This window comes from Bacillus swezeyi (assembly GCF_001969815.1).
Taxonomy (GTDB): domain Bacteria; phylum Bacillota; class Bacilli; order Bacillales; family Bacillaceae; genus Bacillus; species Bacillus swezeyi.
This window is the reverse complement of record NZ_MRBK01000001.1, coordinates 315,086-339,510: the sequence shown is the minus strand read 5'-3', so window position 1 is coordinate 339,510 and position 24,425 is coordinate 315,086. Positions and strand designations below refer to the sequence as shown.

The following is a 24,425-nucleotide window of genomic DNA, read 5'->3' as shown; positions in this document are numbered from 1 at the left end:
CATCCTTTCAGCGTGATCCGAAACCTTTGCAGTCTAGGAAGGACGAGCATAGGGCTTTCACAGAAAGTGATGACGGCGGCGTTCAGGCAGGACGCCTGAGCGATTAGCCGCCGTTCCTTCCTTGGACGTGACCACCGACTCAGCAGGCCTGACAACGAATGCGAGGGTTTGTCGACACGCTGAAAGCCCCCTGCCAGCACAGGGGGCTTTTGTGTTTCTTCACCGCTTCACCAATTCGTCTGCTCTTTCTTCGCCTGTTTCGTGTCTTTTTCGGAAAGCTTTAAGAAAATTCGCGTTTACTACGCCTCTATTTGAATATAGCTTTTCACAAAACTCTAACATGGCTTTGGATGCTTTAGGCTCCGTCAACATCATTAAATGATTGGTAGAATTCACATCTATCAGATGGAATTGAGAAATTTGCCGTTCCCATTCCTCCCAGTAGGCAGTATGATCTAACGGTATTTTTTCATTTGAAATGGTAAAGTAAATGTCCAAGTCACCAAGGAATGACCTGCTTTTATTGCGGAAGTAATAACATTTTACTGCTTCAGGATCAGCAAGCGGCTGCACAGTGTACGCCTCAAATTCATAAGCGTGCTGAGCTTTCACCATTTGTTTAAGTTGTGTCCGTATTTGCTTCTCCGTTTTGTTCAGCCCCCGTTGTCTGGCCAAACCAATCAGTTCTGTTAAAAATACTTCATCCTCTGCGTTTATATTTGCCTCTTCACGGCTGATGAGAACGTCATGAAGCTTTTCCGGCTGGGAAGCGGCTGCCAGCATCGTATTTATTGTTTGCAGCATTGACGTTTTCAAGGAAGGTTCATTCTCTTGATATTCAGTACTATACGGAGAATCCACCATGACAATGCTTTTGACAACGTCCCCTTGGTTTTGCAGCTGGCGTGTGACTTCATACGCCAGGATTCCGCCCAAGGAATATCCGCCTACATCATAAGGGCCCTCCGGCTGTATGGTTCGAATGATTTCTATATAATAGGAAGCCATTTGTTCAATCCCTTGTAAAGGAGCATGGTTAGTCATAAATCCCTTTGCTTGTATTCCGTAAAAAGGACGCTGGCTTTTACGGGCAAATGGCTGATAGATTTCGACTCCGCCTACTCCTCCATGAAACCAAAACACAGGGCGTCCCTGCTTGCTGTTATTTAACGGTATCAATTCAGGATACTGTCGGCAGACAGTCTGAACCGGCTGGTCTGATAATGATTTATCCTCTTTTTTTGATATCAAATCCATCATATCATGCACGGTTTGACATGCTTTCAGCTCCGCCAGGCTGATCGAAGGATCAACACTGGATTGCAATTGCTGCAGTAACTGTATACAAAGAATAGAATCAAATCCGTAATCTTGCAAAGATTTATGAAGACTTAGTTCTTCCGGAGCCATCCCTAATACATCAGATATCAGCCGAATATCGCCGTCTTTCTGAGGAATATGCCCATCATCTGAAAAAGAAGGGGCTATCTCCGGCGATTGAAAACCATTCCAGCATTTTCTTTTTTCAAACGGATAAGAAGGCAATGATATTCTGCGCGCACCTTTTCCTTGATGGAGCCGCTCCCACGGGATTCGGGCCCCTTTTGTCCAGCAAAAAGCGATCTTTTCAAGATTGTTTTCAGACATCAGCGTCTGCATGACGACCTCTCCCAATGTGCCTTCAAGCAAGGTGCCGATATCTGATAAGCCTTCTTCTGAATTCCCGATAAAGAATGGTACAGTATGTTTCAGCTTATTGTCTTCTGCTTTTAAGTAATCTTCCAATCCAAGCACCAGTTCGTCTTTACTGCGGATCACCAATGCGAGCCGGTCGCTCATCTCCTCGCGTCCGACTTGAAGTGTATAAGCATAATTTTGTAATGATAGTTCTTTTTGCTGTTTTACATAGTCAAGCATTTGCTGCACTGCGGCTCTGAGTCTGTCTTGGTTCTTAGCAGAAAGGACCACTATCTGAGGCTCATTTACGTTTTCGCACAACGCTTCTGGTTGAGAAGGAATATATTCTTCTAAAATGACGTGCGCATTCACTCCTCCAAACCCATAGCTGTTAATACCCGCTCTGTGCGGGGTCCTTCTGCCTGCATCATCGTTTACTTCTTCCCACTGCCGGTTCTTGTCGGTCATTCGGAAACGGCTGCCTTGCAATGACACCTGATCATTTAAAGACACAAAACCGGGAATACCGGGTATTGTTTTATGCCGCATCGCCATGCTGACCTTTATGAGAGCGGCCATGCCTGAGACAAGTTCACCGTGCCCCATTGTCGGCTTTAAACTGCTGATATAACATGGCGTTTCCTCTTGCAATTGCTGTGAGTGCTCCATTTCAAGCTGACTGTAGCCCGATTTCAACGCATCTATTTCAATCGCGTCCGCCAAAGGCGAGGCGATTCCGTGCGCTTCTACATAAGTCACCGTCTTTGGATCGACTTGTGATCCATGATAAGCCTTCAGCATCGCATCCTTCATGCCGACCGGATTAGGCGCGTGCAATGACATACCCTTGCCGCCATGCGATACACCTGTCCCTTTTATGACCGAATATATATGATCTGAATCTTCCATTGCTTTTTGTAAAGGTTTAATGATGAGAACCCCTGCACCTTCACTTCTGACAAACCCGTTCGCCTCTGCTTGAAAGGGCTTGGCTTTTCCTTCCGCGCTCAGGTATCCCATTGAATCGAAGCTGATGAAACCTTTTGGTGAGAGCAGCAGATTCACAGCCCCGACAATGGCTTGCTCACATTCGTCGTTTCGAATGGATTGAATAGCTCTGTGCAAAGCGACAAGAGCTGAGGAACAGGCAGCCTCATAATATTCACTCGGCCCTTTTACATTCAGCGCATAGGATATACGGTTTGGAATTAAAGAAGGGATCACAGCTGCATCGGTATTGCCGGCTGCGACAAAAACTCCTGTCGGGCGGCTGGATAAGGCTTGGCCTGTTATACCGGCGTCTTCCATCGCCTTCCACGCATGTGTCAAAAGCAGAAACTCCTGAGGATCCATTGCCGCCGCTTCTTTCGGTGAAATGCCAAAAAACAGCGGGTCAAACTCACCTATGCCTTCTATAAAACCGCCCCATTGGAGGCTTGACTGCTCCCCTTCAGCTTTTTCGGCATATTCGCGCCAGTCCCATCGTTCTTCCGGCACCTCAGAAATACAGTTCTTTCCGTGAATCAGGTTATCCCAATATTCCGTTACATTATTTGCTTTCGGAAACTGTCCCGACATGCCGATAATGGCTATACCGTCTGCCGGATATTCTTTTGTTTCATCCGCCTTTCTTTCATCTGTTTGAATTGGTTTTATTTTGTTTTCTTTTATATCGGGGAATGCCTGCTGTTGATTGGCCCCGCCAAGCAATTGAACAAAGGATCTTTCATGTTTTTCCGCAAAAAAATCGGTCAATTCTTGAACAGTCGGATATTCAAAAAACAAAGTAGGGTTTAATTCGATCTTTGTCTCTGATTCCAGCTCTCTTGTCAATGCAATCAATTGGGAAGAATCGATCCCCAAATCCATGATATGAACTTTTGTCAGAGACAGTTTTGATGGATCGGCCATCTTGTCAGCCAGTTTATCTGTGATATAGCTTCGAATGCGGTCTCTTATATCGTACATTTGGACTTCCTGATTCCCCTCTTTTTCCCCTTGATCTGTCAAACGGAATTGCTTTAAAGAGTACCCTGAATAGCGCAGTACCGTCTCTGACGATTCATTGATCACATCTACGTCAAACAACAGCATTTCACCGGTATTCTTAACGAATGTGATCAGAAGCCAGCAATCTTCTTTTATTTTATTTTTTGTGAATTGTATATCGTTGATTCCAAATGGCAAGAAACGGCCCGCTATGTCGAATTGTTCTATGAAACTGAGAATGGCCAAGTAAGCGCTGTTAGTAATCAATGGGTTTACAGTGTAGTGATGCGCATTTGCCATGCCGTTTTGAGACAAACGCACTTTTGCAAGGATCGAGTCATTGCCTCTGTATAGATGAGTAATGGTTTTATACAAGTCTCCCCACTCAGCGCCGCCATCGCCGGTTTGATACATTTGTTCAATATGATCCAGCTCGATTAACGAATGTTTTAATCTTTCGATGTTGACTTTTTTTGTTTCAAAATGACCCTTTTGACATTGTCCGATTGCGGCAGGCTTCCAGGTCTCAGATGCCTGCTCACGATACATGATTTGCAAATCGAGTTCATGATCTTTTTGAAGCGGCTCAGTTTTCAGTTCAATTGTTTGCCCTTGTTTTATGACAACAGGGTTTAGATAACTTAATTTACTGATACGGCCGCCGTTTTCCTCAGGGAACATGTCAAAAAATGCATCAATCGCCAGACTTGCGTAGGTTGCACCGACGAGCACCCGTTCGTTGTTGAACACATGGCCTTGAACATAAGGCTCATCGTAATCGAATGAATCTTGGATCAACGGATGATGAGCCGTCTGCTCATCATGTCTTTTCCCATTTTCATCCGGCAGGGCATCAAAATGAAATGCTGTATTATGGTCAAATGCATAGTGAGGCAGATTGATCCAGCCAGATCCTTTCCCTTGATGTATATGGTCAAAATGAATCGAGGCCCCCGCTGCCCATTGCTGCGCTGTTTCATGGGCTAATCCTGCATTCGGAGAAATCGCACCTGATTGTAAATCAAAGGATGTATAGATACCTTGCTGGAGTGAGCTTTCTTTTGATATTTGGAAAATCTTTAGTTTTTCAATCAATTCTTGCGTCGACGTAACCGTAAAAGCAGCCCTATGTTCTAAGTCGTGGTTGATCCTGTGTAATGAATGTACAACTGCTTCAATAGCAGAAGAAGGGTTCTTTTCTAAAAACACCCGCATTTTTTCAAGATAGCTGAGCAGGCTCCATTTCGTTTTCGCTGAAAAAACGGCCAGACATTCCTGCTGGTGAGACACTGTTTGTTTCTCAGGTGCGGCGCCGATAAATTCTTCTATAATGAGATTCGCATAGGCCCCTCCCGCCCCGAAAGAGTTAATCATGCTTCTTCTGGGCAGATACTTTCCTGTTTCAGGATCTTTTAACTGATGCCATGGCTCCGTTCGTTTCTGAAGAAAAAATGCTGTGTTTTCCAGGTTAATATTTGGATTGACAGGAGCGGCATTGATCGTCGGCACAAGCGTTCCCTTTTTCATCTGTAACAGAACTTTCGTCAGCTGAGAAATGCCGGAAGCCGCCTCCAAATGTCCAAGGTTCGATTTCACAGAGCCTATCGCGCAAAACTGCTTCTTATTTGTGTACTGTTGAAATGCGTTCGTTAGTGCGATCACTTCAATCGGGTCGCCTAACGCTGAGCCGTTTGCCGCAGATTCAATATAGCCGATTGTTTCCGGGTCAATGCCGGAATGCTGAATCGACTTGGCGATTAATGCAGCTTGCTGCTTCGGATCTGGCGCTGTATACATCTGTCTTCCGCCGCTATGATTGGCAAAACTGCTTTTGATAACGGCATAAATATGATCCTGATCTTCTATCGCCTTAGAGAGCGGTTTTAGCAGGACAGCTCCGACACCTTCACCCGGAATAAGTCCGCTTCCTGTGCCAAAGCTTTTGCTTTGATTTCCGTTTTCCAAAAGATTTGCGCGCTCCAGCGCATCATACTTGGAGAGATCCAGTGTTAAATTGACACCGCCGGCTATTGCCATCGAACAGCTTTTCAGTTTCAAACTTTCACACGCAAGATGGATTGCGTTTAATGAACTGGAGCATGCGGAGCTGACAGCCAGACTCGGTCCTGTCAGATTAAAAAAATGAGAAACGCGATTTGCAATATGCCAGTCTCCGCCATTAGAGCTCAGTACCGCCTGTTCTAATGAAGGGATATTCCAAAAATACTGATTATACATGTTTCCAACAAAGACGCCCACACCCGCTTCGCTGTCTTGCAGTTCATTTAATCGGATTTGGGAATAGCCGCCGTCCTCAAATGTTTCCCAGACGGTTTCTAGAAACAATCGGAGTTCTGGCGTCATTTCCATCACTTGGTTCTGATCCACTTCAAAAAGATGATGATCAAACGCATCTATGTCTTCTAAAAATCCGCCGTAGCGTTTCTTATCTGATGACTGTAATGGTTCTTTCGATAATGTGTTCAATAAAGATGTCCGCCATCTTGATTGCGGGGCCTCTGCAATACAATTGTCTCCGGCTATTAAATGCTCCCAGAACTCTTCTAAGTGATCAGACATCGGATAACGGCCGCTTATGCCGATAATCGCAATATCCTCTGTGCCATGATGATTCGGCGTCGTTGCTTGGGAATTGATTGCCTTTTCCTTTTTCACTGTCCCGGTTTTTTCTTTTGGATTCACCTTTGCCTGCTGAGTTTTGATAGTCTGCTGCTCTCCGGCAAAACGGCGCGTTTCATAAGTAAACGGTTGTGCAGGGCTTTCAGGCTTTGTTTGGACAGGTGCTTCTTTTTTTGCGGGATGTGATTTTTCTTTTAGCAGTGATGTCCGCAGCTTCCCTTCATGCTCCTTTATGAGATAATCGACGAGTTCTTGCGTGTTGCTGTGTTCAAATAAAATCGTTTTCGGAAGCTCACCCGTCAGTTTTTCTAACTCACGAATAAAGTTCACCTGCAAAATAGAATCGATCCCATACTTCTCAAACGTTGTTTCTGCATGTATACGCTCCGGTGACAGTTTGATGGATTTTGCTAACGTGTTTTTCACAAATTGTGTCGTTTGTTCAAGGAGAGAATCGCTTTCCTCATCACTGTCTTTTTCAGCCTTTATTTGTGAATGATGTGTTTCTTGACGGTGATCTTTGATTTCTTCCGTTAAGTGCGCTGTTCTCATTTTTTGGCGGACGATTCCGTCACTTTCAGCTGCGATGATCTGCTGGCCGAGCTGATGTGATTGTTCAGCCATAAAGGAGACATAACGAAATCCCTCACTCTCAAGCACCATTTTCCATGTGTCTGGATATAAACCGGGGCAGCCCGGGATACGCAGATCGGGGTCTTCATACAGCCACCAGCCTTCTAATAGGCCAAATGTCAGGTGTGAATACACATTATGGTCATTAATTTCATTCAGAAGGAGAAGGCCGTTTTTCTTCAACACCGCTTTGGCATTTCGCAATGTCTGCCGGATGTTTTTCGTCGCATGAAGCACATTTGCAGCGACAACCACATCATAGCCGCCCGCTTCTATATGTTGTTCAGCCGCCGGCTCTTCCACATTAAATACCTGATACGTCAAATAAGGATTGTCCGGACCGTACGCTTTCTCTGCATGCAGTAAAAACGCTTTAGAGAGATCTGTATAGCAATATTCTTTTATATGTGACTGATAGGCTTTCATTTTTTGAAAAACGGCCGCGCTTGTACCGCCGGTTCCCGCTCCGATTTCTAATATACGAACCCTTGCTTCAGGCTCTTGCTTCAGACGTTCTTGCATATAGGCAGCCAAAGTGTCCGCCAGCACATCATTAAAATAGTCTGCGACTTGATTGTTTTTATAGATTCCTTCTACTAACTCCATAGATGAGTTCGGAAAAAGGATATCGGTGGCAGATGCCTTGCCGGTCAGAATATCCGGCAAGGCTTTGAGTGCGGTCTCCACTAACACCACCATGGCTTTCATGTTACTGTCTTGAAGCAAATCTGCTTTTTTTTCATCCCATTCGTTCCACAATTCATTTATGTCATCTGTTGAGCGGGTTAGAACGTAGCCATTTTCCGTTTGTTGAAGAAAGCCATGCCGCTCCAAAATTGATAGGCTCTCGTCAAACCATCTGCCATAGAAATTCTGCAACACCGGCTGAGGTTTATTTTCTTTGAAAAATCCTATCGACTGCAATTGTGCTAACAGCATCTTACAGAGAATGTCTTCTGTGTTTCGCATTGGCGCTTCCCCTCCTATAACAGTTGTTGTATCTTTGTGCTGTCTCCCGGGTGATAACTTCGCAGTTTCTGAATGGCGGAGCTATGAGTTTCCGGATACACTTCAATTGTTTCTTCAGTCTGTCCCGAGTCATTGCCGGTTTCGTCGTTTGCCATCTTCATCATCACAAGCTGTTTCAGCGGTCCCCCGAGCAGCAATTCCAATGCTTCCATCGCTTCAGGGGCTTCAATGGAGCCTATGCCCGCCTGAGCCATTCTTCGCTGATAATCAGGTGAGGATACAACCCCAATACTCCCCCAGTAACTCCAATTGATCACAGCCACTGTGCAAGGCCATACTTGTGAAAGCCGATGAGCAAAAGCATCCTTAAAGCTGCAGCCGGCAGCATAATTGCTCTGTCCGGAAGCTCTTGCAAATGATTGGACTGAAGAGAAAAACAAAACAAAGTCCAAGGGCTCTTTCTGGAAGACTTGAGCCATTCGCACACTTACATCCACTTTTGCAGAAAGAACATTTCTGAAACGTTCCTCGTTCATATTCATCAGGCTTTGGTCTTGCAAAACGATGGCAGAATGAATGATGCCGTTGATCTCTCGATGAATTTGTTTGATAGTCGCATAAGCGCGCTCCAATTCCTCTCGGTTTGCCGCATCAGCTTCGATATAAAACGGAGCCGGCCCTAAACGCGCAAGTCTGTCCAGCTTGCTTTGAATGGATGCATCTTTTTTTCTTCTGCCAATCCAAATGACATGTGCTTGGTATGTTCGAATCACATATTCGCTCCAGGCTTCTCCAATTCCGCCCGCGCCTCCTATGACAACATAAACGCCTCCGTGCTTATACTTGGTGTGCACCGGCTGATTGCTGTGTACAGGGATCAGACGCTGTTTATGCCAGATCTTGTTCCGATACGCCCAAGTATTTCCCTCTCGGTCGGAAGGCAAGGAAAAGATCTCAGACACCGGCCAATCCTCATTTTGATCTACATCGATCAGCTTTGTCTGCCAGTTTGTATATTCTTTTGCCATCGAGCCGATCAGACCGTGAACACCGGCATCAATTGGATCGACAATGTCATGCTGATCAACACATTGCGTATTCGCCGTCACGACCGTCCAGCTTATCGTCTTCTCTCCATAGCCTAAAGAAAGCATCGCCTTAATAAGTCTGTACAATTGAATAACGCCTTGGTTTTGGGCTTCAATCATTCCATCACCGACTTCGCACTCCGTAACACGGGAAGGAGAAATCCACACAATACGGTCAAACGCATCAAATGCTTCAAGCTGGCTTGCGATATCGTGCGGCTCGATGTGCAGCTCTTTGGCAAGCGGGAACTGTCTTTGCACAGCGCTTCTGCTGTTGTCATCCCCTCCGAGGATGACAACACGCTCATCAGCAGACGGAATGTCCCCGCTCTTCTCCGTTTTCACTTGATCCCATACCGGGGCCATTAGAAGTGCTCCATTAAGAGACGCCTCAATTTCGGACGATTTCAGTTCTTCCGGGCGTTGAATGTCTTCTTCCATCATCCTTGAAGAGATGCCCTTGATTCTTACACACACTTGGCCTTGTTCATCACACAAATCAATATCAAGTCTTTGTATTCTGTCCTCGTTTGGACGAGATGTGACAGACACCCACATGTTATTTGTACATGGACTATATACTTCAAGCTCTTGCAGTGCAAAAGGCAATGAAAGCTGTTCGTCACCGGAATTCAGCTTTAACCCGATCGACGCCTGCAAAGCAGAATCCGTCATACTCGGATGAAGAACAAATTCGTTCAGCGTTTGAGATACACTAGGAGGCAGTGAAAGCTCTGCCAAGGCTTGATTGCGGCCAATGCAAAGCTGCTGTATTCCTTGAAAACCAGGTCCGTATTCTATGCCGATCGCTTTAAATAACTCATAGCACTGTTCGTTTGCAAGTGCGCTTTGACTGCATTGCGCTTGCAGCGCGCTGATGTTATGGGAAGGAATGTCCCTTGCTCCGCTTATTTCAACACTGCCCTGACTGTGTATCTTTCGTGCGTTCTCCCCGTCTTCTGTAAAGATTTCAAAAGCAATCTCACCATCGCGCTGAGGATCAAGACTGATATGCACTTGGACAGGCTGATCATCCGCCACGATCGGCTGCACCCAAACAACATTTTTTATATGGATAACAGATTGATGATCTTTGAGTCCCCGCACTGCCTGCGAAATGGCTGCATGCACCATCTCAAGATATGCCACCCCCGGCATGACCGGCTTTCCCTTCACCTTGTGGTCGGTGAAAAAGAACTCAGTGCCTGTAAAGGTTGAGCTGAAACGCTGCTCTGACAAATCGGAAGTGTTGGTCTGTACTAACGGGTGCAAAGCTGCTGTATCGACAGTTTTTGGCGATACCTTATGTGTAATGGCTTCATCTTTCATGTCCGTTAACCAGTAGCGTTCTTTTGCAAATGGATAGGTCGGCAAACTGATGCGGTTTGGCTGTTTGCCGCTATACAGTTTGTTCCAATCTATTTTTAATCCTGCCACCCACAATTCAAGCAGTTTTGCATATATTCCAGGCTCCCAGTCATTTTTGAGTGTTTTCTGAATTTCTTCGTCTGACCTGAGCGTCTGTAATATCCCTTTATCTGCCCTGCCTCTGCACATGTTCTTCGCATTGGTTTGTCCTTCTATAAAGAGGTGCAGTTTTTCCAGCAAATCTTGAACCGAGGCGGCGATAATCCCTAGTCTCTCCTCCATTGCATCGCGCCCCTCTTGGAGTGTATAAGCAATATCACTGAGATCATGATCTGTAATGGAATGCTTGCTGATAAAATCCGCTAATTGCTGTGCTTGGTCCTTCAGGCGGTCCTCATCCTTTGCCGACAAGACAAAGATGCCCGGGTGTTGTGATGTCACTGCCGGCGCTTGTTCAGAAGGAGCGGTCTCTTTTGGAATATATTCCTCAATGACCACATGGGCATTGACACCGCCTATGCCAAATGAACTGACTCCGGCTCGGCGAGGCAGCTCCCGTCCCGCTTCATCTCGCAGCGCTTTCCACTCTCTGGATTCCTGCACGATATAAAATGGACTGTCTTCTAATCTGATATACGGATTGAGTGTCTCACTGTGCAGACTTTTTACCAGCGTTTTGTGTTTTAGCTGCAATAAGATTTTGATGACACCAGCTACACCGGCCGCGAGCGATAAATGGCCGATGTTCGTCTTTGCTGAACCCAATCCGCAATGGCTGGCATGAACAGAAGGATCTCCCGTTTTCTCGTACAGCTCTTTAAAAGCAGCCTTCAGTCCGTTGATTTCCACCGGATCACCAAGCTCTGTTCCAGTTCCATGCGCTTCAATATATGTCACGGTTCTCGGGTCAATTCCCGCCTTCACATAAGCGGTTTTTACGACTTCTGCCTGAGCCTTCGGATTAGGAGTCGTCAAAGAATTCGCGCGGCCTCCGTGATTGACTGCACTTCCTTTGATCACACCGTAAATATGATCGCCGTCGCGTTCAGCCGCTTTAAGTTTTTTCAGGAAAAGGATGCCTGCACCTTCACTGACCGCAAATCCATCGGCTTTGTCAGAGAACGTTTTGCATTTTCCTTCTTTGCTCAGGGCCCCGGCTTTATCGTAGGCGATGTGGCCTTGCGGTGTTACAACCGTGTTGACGCCTCCCGCGATCGCCATTTCACAGTTTCCGTCTTCAATTGCGCAAACCGCATGGTGAATGGCGACCAGTGAGCTTGAGCATGCGGTGTCAATCGGTTCGCTCGGTCCATGAATGTTCAGAAAATAACTGACTCTATTCGGTCCGGCAGAAGGACTCATATTAGCAGCTGCTGAGCCTTCGATATCTACATTTGACAGAAGAGAGCTGTATCCCGTGTTTCCAGTACCGATGAATATGCCCGTTTTGGTTCCTGATAGGCTTTGGGCTGAATGTCCCGCTTCTTCTATGGCTTTCCAAGCATAGGTCATTAATAGACGCTGCTGAGGCTCCATCTGCTCAGCCTCAAGCGGGGAAATGCCGAAGAACAACGGATCAAAGTCGGCCACTCCATCAATAAAGCCGCCCCATTTGACGTTCGTTTTATTTGCTTCTTTTAGAGGGTCTCCGTAGTACTCACGCCAATCCCAGCGGTCTTTTGGAACCTCTGTAATACAATCCGCCCCTTCTTTCAAATTCATCCAGTATTCCTCTACATCCTCTGCCTTTGGGAAAACGCCGCTCATCCCTACAATGGCAATGGGTTCAGGCTCAGGCACATGCTCGGCTGCCTTCTTCACTGGCAGCTCCTTTGGTTTAACAAAACGGTTTTCGGTTGAAAACCTGATGTCTTTCATGGCTTTTTCCGCAGGCTGTACAGGCAGCTCCTCTTTGACAGGTGCTGCAAATTGCGCAGAGAATGTATCCTGATATTCGGCTGATAAATACGCAGCAAAGGCATGAACGGTTGCATGCTCAAAGAAAATTGTAGGCGTCAGATCCAGTTTGTATTGTTCATTCAGTGCATTAGCGAATTCAGTCAAAGTGATTGAATCAAATCCATATTGATTAAACTCCATATCCGGATCAATCTCTTCAGGTTTGATTTTGAGCAATTGCGAGATTGCTTGCTTTAAAACTTCTTGTATTTGGTCCGATAAGCTGTCTTGATCGATTCTTGCTTCCTGGGTCACCGGTTCTTGCGTTGTTTTTTTCGAAACACCTTCAGAAGGCTGCTTTTGAGACAGCTTTTCCCTCATCATGTCTTTGATACCTTCCATGACGATGACGTTATCTTTATCGAAGGCCAAGCCTTTATAAAGTGCCTGAATACCGGTTTCGGTTCGCATAGCTGTAACGCCCGTATTTTTCATTGTCATTTTTTCAGTTTCTTTATTTACACGCATACCGCCCTCTTTCCACAGCGGCCAATTGATCGACAATGTTTGGCCGTGCCTGTACATGGCGGTCACAAGCGCATTACGATAAGCAGCATAACTGTCCATAAAGGCATTAGCCATCGCATAATCCGCCTGCCCCGCGCTGCCGGTGACACTAGATATTGAAGAAAAGAGGATAAAGAAATCTAACGCGAGATGCTCGGTTGCCTCATCCACATTTACGAGTCCTTTTACCTTAGGGGCGAGGACCTGCTTTAGTTCTTCATTCGTTTTATTCATGAGATAGTTGTCTTTAATCAGTCCAGCGCTGTGAATCACGCCATTCAAGTCTTCGTAATCAGCGGTGATACTTGTGATTAACTCGGATGCAGCCGCCGATTGGGTTACATCGATCTGCCTGTACTCCGCGCGAGCACCCATCCGTTGCAATTCGTTAAGCTGTGAATGCTGATCGGCGCTAAGCGCGGACCGGCCTGTAAGAATCAGAACAGGCTGGTTGACTTGGCTTGCAATTTCTTTCGCAAAAATAAATCCAAGTCCCCCCGCGCCGCCTGTAATAAGGTACACACCCTTATCCCTCCACGGCAATCTGATTTCTCGTTCAGGCGTATGAATTTCATTTAATTCCTTGATGTACCGTTTGCCTTTTTCATATTTGATGCGCTGATCTCCTGTGTTTCTTTTATTCTCTTGTACTATATCTGCGATCCTTTCAATTGTTTCGTTTGTATCGATTTCAATCGTCTGGCTTTTCAGCTTTGCATTCTCCAGACCGGCCGTTTTAAGGAGCGCCGAAAGCCCTGAGAATGAGTAATGCTTTCTTTGTGCGGAGGTAAGCATTTGGATCAGAACATTGCCTTGCGGCTTGCTTTTGAGGATACTCTGAATCGTCTCAAGCGCTTGTTCGGCATAATCTTGGAATCGCTCTGCCAGACCCTCCCGGTAAGACTCCAATACTATACATTCCGTTCCATTGAGCTTTGATTCAATGCTGTCTTTTGAGAGTCCGTTCATTTCACAAAGCATGACAATATGCCGTTGATATTTAGGCTCCGGAGCGTCTTTGTCGGTATCCTTAGGCATCCATTTTTCCTCAAACATCAAAGTTTCCTTTGTTTGATCGGGCTCCGCTGATCCAGTATCATTCTCTGCCGCTCTGAAAGACAATCCTTTTATCCGTACGCAAACATTGCCGTTCTCATCTAATATATCGATATCCCGCTTTTGTACCTTATCAGTCGCTTTGCTGTCTTCACTGTATCTGGCGTATACCCACATTTTCGAGGAACATGTCCCGAAGACTTCAAGCTCTTGAACCGCAAAAGGCAGCATCAGCCGGTTATCTCCTGCGCCTGTCAAAATGCTGGATGCCTGCAAAGCGGAGTCCATCAGACCCGGATGCATGTTGAATTGGCTGACCGTATCCAAAACAGAGGGGTGCAATGACAAGCTTGCCAATACAAAATGTTCAGCTGTATAAATCTTTTCCACCCCGCGATAAGCCGGACCGTAGTCAAAACCGATCATTTTATAGGTGTCGTATACTTCGTTTACAGTGAATCGAGTTTGCTGACACTTCTGGCGCAGGGATTGTAAATCAATGACCGGCGTATCCGCAGCAGGATTTAATACAGCGCTGCCTTGACTGTATACGATTGGTTTGTCACCGGCCGTTTCCGGGTTGCCGTAGATTTCATACGTAATGTCACCATGCTCTTCCGGAAAAAGCCTGATGTTTACTTGCAGCAGCTGCTCCTCCACCACAATCGGCCGCACCCACACTGTGTTTTTCAGCGTCATGCTGTACTGACCGTTTTGTACCTCTGCCGCCTGCTCGATGGCAGCCCGCGCCATTTCGAGATGCGCCACCCCCGGCAAGATCCGTTGGCCTTTGACAACATGATCCGCAAGGAAAAACTCTTCTCCCGTATAGATGGAGCTAAACCGCTGTTCCGATAGATTCGATGTGTTTTGATGCATTAATGGATGCAACACAGCCGCGTTGATGGAAGATGCTTTTTTGTCGGTTTCAAGGCTTCCGCTTTCAATTTGATCAGAGATCCAATAACGGTTTTTCGCAAACGGATATGTCGGCAAACTGATGCGCTTTGGCTGATTCTCGCCATACAGCTTCATCCAGTCCACATCAAGCCCTTTCACCCATAATTCCAGCAGTTTTGCATATTTTCCGCGTTCCATCCATTTTTCTACCGCTTCTCGAATTTCTTCATCTTCTGTCAGCATTTGCAGCGTACCTTTATCAATCCGCCCTCTATATACATCCTCCACATTATTTTTGCCTGCTGCGTAGTCTTTTAGCTTGTCTTGCAAATCCTCAATGGACCCGGAAATGATTCCCAGCCGTTCTTCCATCGCGTCTCGTCCGGCTTGCAGCGTATAAGCGATACTTGCGAGATCTGCGTCTTTATAAGTATGCTGACCTAACGCTTCTGCCAGCTGCTGTGCGTGTTCTTTCAGCCTTGCTTCATTTTTGGCTGATAAAACGAAAATACCCGGCTGTTCAGAAGTGATCGACGGTATGTTACCTGTGTCCGCCTTCGGAATATATTCCTCGATGAGCACGTGGGCGTTTACCCCTCCGATACCAAATGAACTGACGCCTGCACGGCGAGGCAGCTCCTGTCCCCGCTCATTCTGTATTGCTTTCCATTCTTCTGTTTCCCGAACGATATAAAACGGGCTGTTTTCCAGCTGAATATACGGATTGACAGTCTCGCAATGAAGACTTTTCACCAAGGTTTTGTGTTTAAGCTGCATTAATATTTTAATGATGCCTGCCGCACCGGCTGCAAGCGATAAATGCCCGATGTTTGTCTTCGCTGAACCGAGGCCGCAATAATGATTGGCAGATGTGTCTCCTTCGTTTACACCCAGCGCTTTAAAAGCCGCTTTCAATCCGTTAATTTCAACCGGGTCTCCAAGCTCCGTTCCGGTTCCATGAGCCTCAATGTAGCTCACAGTTTTGGGATCGATTCCCGCCTTTTGGAATGCCGTTTGAATGACTTCCGCCTGGGCCTTCGGATTAGGCGTCGTTAAAGAGGCGGCACGTCCGCCGTGATTGACTGCGCTCCCTTTTATCACTCCGTAAATATGGTCCCCTGCTTCTTCAGCCGCTTTTAATTTCTTTAGAAACAGAATGCCGGCTCCTTCGCCGTGAGCAAAACCATCGGCTCGATTTGAGAACGTCTTGCATTTGCCTTCTTTACTCAGGGCACCCGCTTTATCAAAGCTGATATACACCTCAGGCAGAATAATCGTATTAACGCCGCCGGCTAATGCCATGTCACAAGTGCCTTCCTCGATTGAGGAAATGGCGTGGTGGATAGCTACTAATGAGCTGGAGCACGCCGTATCGATAGGTTCACTCGGTCCATGCAGATTAAGGAAATAACTGATACGGTTCGGACCGACTGACGGACTTGTGTTAGCCGCAGCAGAGCCTTCTATTGCCGAGTTTGCTTTTGATAAAAGAGAGCTGTATCCTGTATTTCCCGTTCCGATGAATACGCCTGTTTTTGTGCCTGACAGACTTTTTGCCGAATACCCCGCATCTTCGATCGCTTTCCATACGTATGTCAGTAATAAGCGCTGCTGAGGTTCCATTTGTTCTGCTTCACGCGGGGAGATGCCAAAGAATAATGGATCAAATTCCGCAATGCCGTCGATAAAACCTCCCCATCTTACATTCGTTTTATTGGCTTCCTTCGCAGGGTCCCCTTCATAGTCGCGCCAATCCCAGCGGTCTTTCGGGATTTCCGTCATGCAGTCTTTGCCTTCTTTTAAGTTCTTCCAGTAGGCATCGACATCTTTCGCCATAGGGAAGATGCCGCTTATTCCCACGATTGCGATTGGCTCGGGCCCGGATTCACTCTGTATGGTTTTTGGCAGCATAACTGACTGCTTCCGGCGCCTTTTAGCTGTGACATGCATCGTTTTATCCTGTTCAGATGCAGGCTGAGCCTGGGCTTTCGGCCTGGTCCGCACAGCAAATGTTTCCGCAAATACCGCTTGATATTCTTCTGACAAATGCTTGCCAAACTCATGGATCGTCGGGTGATCAAAAAAGACGGTTGGCGTCAGCGCCAGTTTATAGATCCGATTGATATGGTTGGTGAATTCCGTCATGGAGATGGAATCAAAACCGTACCCCGTCATTTCGGCATGGTCATCAATCGTTTCAAGTTTAACCTTTAATAGCTTGGCAACCTCCCGCTTCAGCATCGCCTTTACTTTATCCAGCAAACTGCCTGTATCAATGCTCTTTACCGATTCAATCATGGTTTCTGTTTCCTTCTTTTCAATAGGCGCTGAGGCTGTTTTTGGCAGCATGTTTTGTTTTATTTTTTGAACGTCGCCTTCAATCACCATGACCTGGTTTGCCTCGGTATTGAGCGCTTGATAAAAAGCCTGTATGCCTTTGTCCGCTTCAAGAGGAACGATTCCGGCCAGCAGCACAAGCCTTGTCTCCGTTTCACGATCGACCTTCATGCCGCCTTCTTTCCATAATGGCCAGTTTACAGAAAGCGTTCTGCCATGCCGCTGACCGATTCCGGCGAGTGTATTGCGGTATCCGGCATACATATCCATAAATACATTCGCTGCCGCATAATCAGCCTGACCGATGCTGCCCATACTTCCTGAAAGAGACGAAAAGAGAATGAAAACATCCAATGCCAAATCCTTGCTCGCTTCATCCAGATAAACGAGTCCTTTTACTTTAGGCGCCAGCACCTCATGCAGGTCTTCTGCTGATTTATTGATCAAGTAGCTATCTTTAATGATTCCCGCGCTATGAAGAATCCCATCAAGACGGCCGTGTTTTTTCTGAATATCGTTCATTAACTGGTACACTTCGATTTTATCGGTAACATCTGTTTGCTGATAGGTGATCATGGCCCCCCTGGCGCGAAGCTCTTCAATTTTTCCCCTTTTACTTTCATTTAGAGGTGAACGGCCCGTCAGAATGACTGTCGCATTCTTCGTTTGTTCCGCAATTTCTTTTGCGAAAATAAGGCCTAAGCCTCCGGCACCGCCTGTGATCAGGTAGACGCCATCGTCTTTCCACGGCATGCCGATGTCACGGCTTGCCGTTTTCATTTCAATCCAATCTGCAATAAATCGTTTACCGTTTTGATATCTGATATGTGCACCGCTGCTCATTTGATTTTCTTTCAGTTTGCCGGCAATACTTTCCCCGCTTTCTTCACTGCTGATTTCAATCATTTGCCCGGTTAGTGTGGCCGTTTCCAGTTCGGCCGTTTTCAGCAGTCCTGTCAATCCTGAAAACAATTGCCGCTCGCCTTCTGCGGAGGTCACGACCTGAATCAGAATATCTCCTTGCGGTTTAGTGCGCATCATCGCCTGCACTTTTTTAAACACTTGTTCCGTATACGAATGAAAACGTCCATCCACTGAAGAAGGCCTTTCTTCGAGGCTGAATACATGAACATGCTCCATTTCTGCTTCGATCTTTTTTCTCATGTCTTGATCACATTCACAGAGGAACACGAGATGTTCTGCATATTCTTTTGCCGCTTTTGCGTCAGCCTTTTGTTCTTTCCAAACAGACTGACGCAATAAGGTCTCTGAGTTTGATGATCCGGTTTGTGTGTCGGCCTCCATCACTCTCGTCGAAAATCCTTTCATACGTAAGCAAATGGTGCCATGCTCATCGCATAGATCAATGTCGACTTTCTGTATCAGATCGCCCGGTTTATTTTTCGAATTGAATTGAACATAAACCCACATATCAGAAACGCATTGATGAAAGACTTCAAGCTCCTCTAAAGCAAATGGCAGTGCCGCTTGAAAATCTTCACTGTCAGAAAGCTCCGCCCTGGTGACGTTTTGCAAATATTCTGCCGCCTGTAACGCTCCATCCATTAAACTTGGATAAAGAACATAATCGTCTGACGTATGCGAGACAGATTCCGGCAGCGATAATTTGGCGAGCAGCTGGCCTTCTCCTTTATAAACGGCCTCTACACTCTTATATCCAGGACCGTAATCGGCTCCAATCATGCCTTCATAAAATAAGGAGGCGTCCATTATGCCTTGATGACATTGATTCTTTACCGCCTCTAGATCCAATGCCTCTGAATGCTGCGGCTGACATAATTCCGCTATGCCCTGGTTATATACAATCGGTTCTGCCTCAGCGGATTCCGGTTCACCATACATCCGGTAAAGAATATGTCCACCGTCTTCATCATAGAGTCCGATGTTGACTTTAACCGGCTCATCTCCCGCTACAACCGGACGCATCCAAACCACATTTTTCAGGCGGATTCCGGTTTCTTGATCATCTAAACCGCCAATTCCTTGTTCGATAGCGGATCTTGCCATTTCAAGCGTGACAGCCGCCGGCAAAATCGCCATCCCTTTAATGATATGCTCGGCAATAAAATACTCCTGTCCTGTGAAGATGGAGCTGAACCGCTGCTCCGATAAAACAGATGTATTATGGTGAACCAAAGGATGCATACGCGATGGTTCGGCTGTTTTGCTATTGTCCATGCCGATCTCAGGCCAGTACCGTTCTTCAGCAAAAGGATATGTCGGCAGACTCATGCGGTGCGGCTTCGTATTCGGGTAAAGGCTGCGCCATTCAACACGAAAACCTTTGGCCCACACTTCGGCAAGCTTTTTCAATTTGCCTTTGGAAATCCATGATGCAACAAGTTCTTCTGTTTCATCATCTCCAAGCAAGAGCTCAGCGGATTTCATTCGCGTTTTTTCTCCTTGAATACAGCCTTCTGTCAATGGTTTTCCATTCACAAAACTCTCCAGCTGCTGTTTCCATTCTTCCATATCGTTCGCTATAAAAACGACTCTGCTGTCCATCGCCTCCCGGCCGACTTGGAAGGTGTATGCCAAATCCCTTAATGAGATCTGCGCTAGCTCGTTTTGACTGACAAATGTCAGCAGCTCCTCTACATATGCTTGCAGCCGCTCCCTGTTTTTTGCCGATACCGGAATGAGGTACGGTCGATTGCCTTCGTTATCCGCTTTTGTATCATGGGCATTTTTATATTGTTCGAAAATCGCATGAGCGTTCGTTCCGCCAAGCCCGAACGAGCTCAGCGCCGCCCGATGTACACTTGCATTTTTCTCTAACGGCTTTCGTTCGCGGACAACATAAAATGGAGAGCTGTCAAAATGAATATTCGGATTCGGCTCATGGCAGTTGATGGTCGGCGCAAGTTCGTTATGGTATAAGCTCATGGCAACCTTAATGGAGCCGGCTAATCCTGCGGCTGTATCCAAATGTCCAATATTGGTTTTCACCGAACCGATTCCGCAAAATTGTATTTTGTCCGTGTATTGCTTGTACACTTTGTTTAAGGCGGAAATTTCAATAGGGTCGCCTAATTTAGTCCCTGTACCGTGTGCTTCAATGTAGCTGACAGTCTCGGGATGGATATTGGTTTCATCCAATACGTTCTGTATGACCTCTGTTTGGCCTTTTACGCTTGGTGCATAAAAGCCTGCCTTATCAGCCCCGTCATTATTGATGCCTATTCCGCGCATGATGGCGTAAATATGATCTCCGTCTTTTACCGCATCCACAGCTTTCTTCAATAGGACGACAGCTGCGCCTTCTCCGCCGGCCATTCCGTCAGCTGCAGCATCAAATGCCTTAACATGCCCGTCACTTGAAAAATTCAATCCGTTTTGATGCACATAGCCTATTCCTGACTGTGCGTGCAAGGTTGCGCCGCCAACAAGCGCGTATTCAGATTCACCAGATGTTAGACTTTTGTACGCTTGATACAAACCCACTAGTGAAGAAGAGCAATTGGAATGTACAAAGTAGCTTGGCCCCTTTAATCCGAGCTTGTGCGAGATCATTGTCGGGATGGTTCCGCTTTGGGCTAATACCCATGAGACATAGCCATCCGGAGATTCATGCCCTTCTGTCGTCTCCTTTGGCAATAACGTTCTGTATGAATTGTTGCTTGCAGACATATATACGCTTGTTCCCGGAATCTCTTTTGCCACATAGCCCGCATCCTCAATTGCTTTCCAGGAATGCAGCAATAAGAGACGGAGCTGAGGGTCCATAAACTCAGCATCTTTAGGAGAGATCTGAAAGAAACCTGGGTCAAACAAATCTTTTCCTTCAATCGCAGATTGCACAGGAACGTAATCAGGATGTTGGATCAATTCTTCAGGCACACCATATTCACGAAGCTCTTCTTTAGAGAAAAACCGAATACTTTCCTTGCCCTCTTTGATTTGATTCCAGAACTCATGATGATTTTTCGCACCCGGAAACTGGCAGGAGATCCCTACAATGGCAATACTGTCGTCAAAATACGACGGCAGCCCTTGCTGTTCCGGCTGTTTCTCCCTCTTCACATTCCGCTTGCTTTCATCTTGAGGTATGGCCGCCGCATCTGTGTTTTTCATATCAATAATGTATTGGCTGATGGCCCGGATATTGGCGTACTCGAACAGCTCCGTTACACTGAATTCACAATCAAATTCTTTTTGGATCCGTTCCGCCACGGACACGGCGAGAAGTGAATCACCTCCCACATCGAAAAATCCGTCTTCCGGCCCAAAGCCGCTGACTTTCAGCATGTTCTCCCAAATGAGCTGCACTTTGCCCTCTACTTCTGATAGCTGTAAGTGATGTGTTTTCCTTTTATTTAAAATAACCTTGCGGTGTTCCAATTCCTTGCGGTTCACTTTCCCGCTCGGCGTTAACGGCATCTCATCCAGGCGGATAAAGTGCGCAGGTATCATATATTCCGGCAGGCTGGATTTCAGGTGGCGGCGCAATTCTTTTTGATCGATAGGCGGATGTCCGTTTTGCTCAGTATAATAAGCAGCCAGCTTTTTATGGCCCTCCAGCTGTTTGACCACTACTGCCTGATCTAAAATGCCCGGATATTCACTCAGCTTCGTTTCTATTGCGCCCAACTCAATTCGGAAACCGCGAATTTTCACTTGGCTGTCAATACGGCCTAAATATTCAATATTGCCGTCAGGCAGCCATCTTGCTGAATCACCGGATTTATAAAGCTTTGTCCCCGGTTCAAACGGATTGTCAATAAATGTTTCGGCTGTCAGACCGGGCTGGTTATAATAGCCCCTTGCCAATCCGTCTCCTGCGATGCAAAGCTCCCCGGGCTTGCCGATCGGAACAGGTTTCAGATGCTGATCCACGATATAAATCTTCGTATTAGATACAGGTTTGCCAATCGGCGTATGATGACTGGCGATATCCCCTGTTCCGCATCCGAAATACGCAGCGTAAATGGAGGCTTCCGTTGGTCCGTAAATATTTTCAACCCGGCAGTTTTTAAAGATGGTTACCGCCTTTTTCACCAATTCCTTAGGAAAGGCCTCTCCTGCAACCATCATGTATTTGATCGGTCCATCCTCAGTTAACTGCCTGTTGTCCTTCGCCGTTTCTAAAAATACATGCAGCATGGCAGGAACAAAATTAATATGGGTCACTTTATACTTTTCAATCACATCCATGCACAGCTGTGGTGATTTCTCTCCATCCGGCGGAAGAATAATGAGACGGCCATTTCCGATAAACCAGCCGAATAATTCCGATATGGATACGTCGAAAATATAGTTCGTCTTTAATAAATAAGCATCAACAGCAGTAACAGGATACTGAGATTCAAGAAAATTCAGCGTATTCATAATGCTCCGATGCTCTACCATGACTCCTTTAGGCTGTCCGGTACTGCCCGAAGTGTAAATGATATAGGCGAGATGATACGGTTTTACTTCCCGTTTCAATTCTCTGTTTTGTTGTGCCGTATTAGTGTGACTGTAAGCCAAATCAATATTGATTACTTTTACATGGTCATCATTTAATTTGTTTACTTTGTCATAAAATTTAGATTGGGTAAGGACAATTGATGCTTCACTGTCTTTGAGCATGTACTCTAATCGCTTTTGAGGGGAGTTCGGATCTAAAGGCACATACGCTCCGCCGGCTTTAAGAATCCCCAAAATTCCGATCATCATATCAAACGAACGCTCTGCACAAATTCCTACCGGGCGTTCAGGTCCTACCCCCTGTTCCTGAAGGTAGGTGGCCAGCGATGTGCTTTTTCGATCTAATTCCTTATATGTAAGAGTCTCCTCTTCGAATACGACCGCTATCGCATCGGGATTTATTCTCGCTTTTTCCTCAAAAATCTCATGTATGCACTTGTCTTTGGCGTCATTTGTCTTTGTTGCATTCCATTGCTCGAACAAGTTGATTTGTTCTTGATTTAACTGTAAAGAGTATGTTTCAAGTGATAATGACGGATCGTGAATGATGTTTGCAGCGAGTTTGATATAGTTCTCCATCATTCTTTCAATGGAGGATAATTCATATACATCAGGGTTATACAGAAGATGAAGCACTGTTTCATTTTCTTGTTCATACACTTCCAGTGCCAGCTCGAATTCTCCCTCTTGCCGAATGTCTTCGATATATTCGATGCCGAGAGTTTGATATTGTTCCAGCATTTTTTGTAAGCCTGCTGTCTGAAAGAAGTTCTGGTAGAGAAAGGCCGTTTGAAAAACCGGAAAATCGGCTGCTGAGCGATCTACATTCAGTTCTCTTACCAGTGCCGGAAACGGGTATGCCGCATGGTCCAGGCCGTCGGCCACTGTCAGCTGCAGGTCTCGAAGGAACTCTTTGAATGTTTGCGTTCCTATGTCTTTGCTCCGAACAGCCATCATATTGATAAAATATCCGATGATCGATTCAAAACCGTCTTCAGGCCGCCCCATAGTCGGAACGCCGACAATGATGTCCTTTTGTTTTGTATAGTGATGCAGCAGTACTTTATAAATGGAGAGATACACAACAGATTCGTTCACATGATGAGAGCGGGCAAACGATTTTATTTGTTTGCTCAGGTGATGAGGGAGCAAGCTTTTGTAAGCTTGCCCCTTATATTTTTGTGCTGAAGGACGGGGACGGTCGGCCGGCAGTTCAAGAACAGGCAGCGTCCCGGAAAGCTGCTCTTTCCAATAAGCGAGATGCTCAGCTCCTTCTTTAGCGTCCAGCAGACGATTTTCCCAGTCAACAAAGTCAGGATAATCGGCTGGTAAATTCTGCAGCACCAACTCTTCGCCTTGCAGCAATTGTTGATACGCCTCTAAAAGCGTCGATATAAATGTCAGCATTGACACACCGTCAAATATGATATGGTGAACCGTTATAAGCGCAACGCATTCTTCCTCTGACTGATGAAAAAGATGTGTGCGCATTAACGGACCTGTTTCCAGATGAAAAGGTTCTTTAGCTTTTTCTTTTAGGAAGGGCAATATCTCAGCTGAATTCATAGCTGACATATCCGCTTCCTCAAAATGAAGGGCCTGTGACGGCTGAACCGTTTGAAAAGGAATGCCGTTTTCCTCTTGAATCACACTCGTTAAAACAGGATATTGTTTCTGTACAAACAGAAGGGCTTGCTTGAACGTCTCGACATGTAATTTTTTGCTGATGCGAAAGCATAAAGGAATATTATACGCACCCATATCAGGAGACATTTTTTGAAGCATCCATAACCCTTTTTGACCTTCTGAAAGCGGGCTTTTCAACTGACGCTTCATGCCTTGAAGATGCTCTTCTACCTCAGTAATGGATAA

2 protein-coding genes are annotated in these 24,425 nt (G+C 46.1%); both read right to left on the bottom strand.

All coding sequences use genetic code 11. From position 1 onward, the window contains the following. Positions 1-219 precede the first annotated feature (219 nt). Positions 220-7,908 (bottom strand): beta-ketoacyl synthase N-terminal-like domain-containing protein, encoded by a 7,689-nt coding sequence (locus BTA30_RS01265; protein ID WP_076758259.1) that lies wholly within the window; start codon positions 7,906-7,908, stop codon positions 220-222. A 14-nt stretch (positions 7,909-7,922) separates the two neighbouring features. After that, positions 7,923-24,389: a non-ribosomal peptide synthetase gene (locus BTA30_RS01260; protein ID WP_094777264.1), complete on the bottom strand. Its 16,467-nt coding sequence runs from the start codon at positions 24,387-24,389 to the stop codon at positions 7,923-7,925. Between the last annotated feature and the right edge of the window lie 36 nt (positions 24,390-24,425).

Bases quoted from the DNA above. Each gene is read 5' to 3' on its own strand.
- BTA30_RS01265 (WP_076758259.1), bottom strand. From the start codon at position 7,908: ATGCGAAACACAGAAGACATTCTCTGTAAGATGCTGTTAGCACAATTG.
- BTA30_RS01260 (WP_094777264.1), bottom strand. From the start codon at position 24,389: ATGAAGCGTCAGTTGAAAAGCCCGCTTTCAGAAGGTCAAAAAGGGTTA.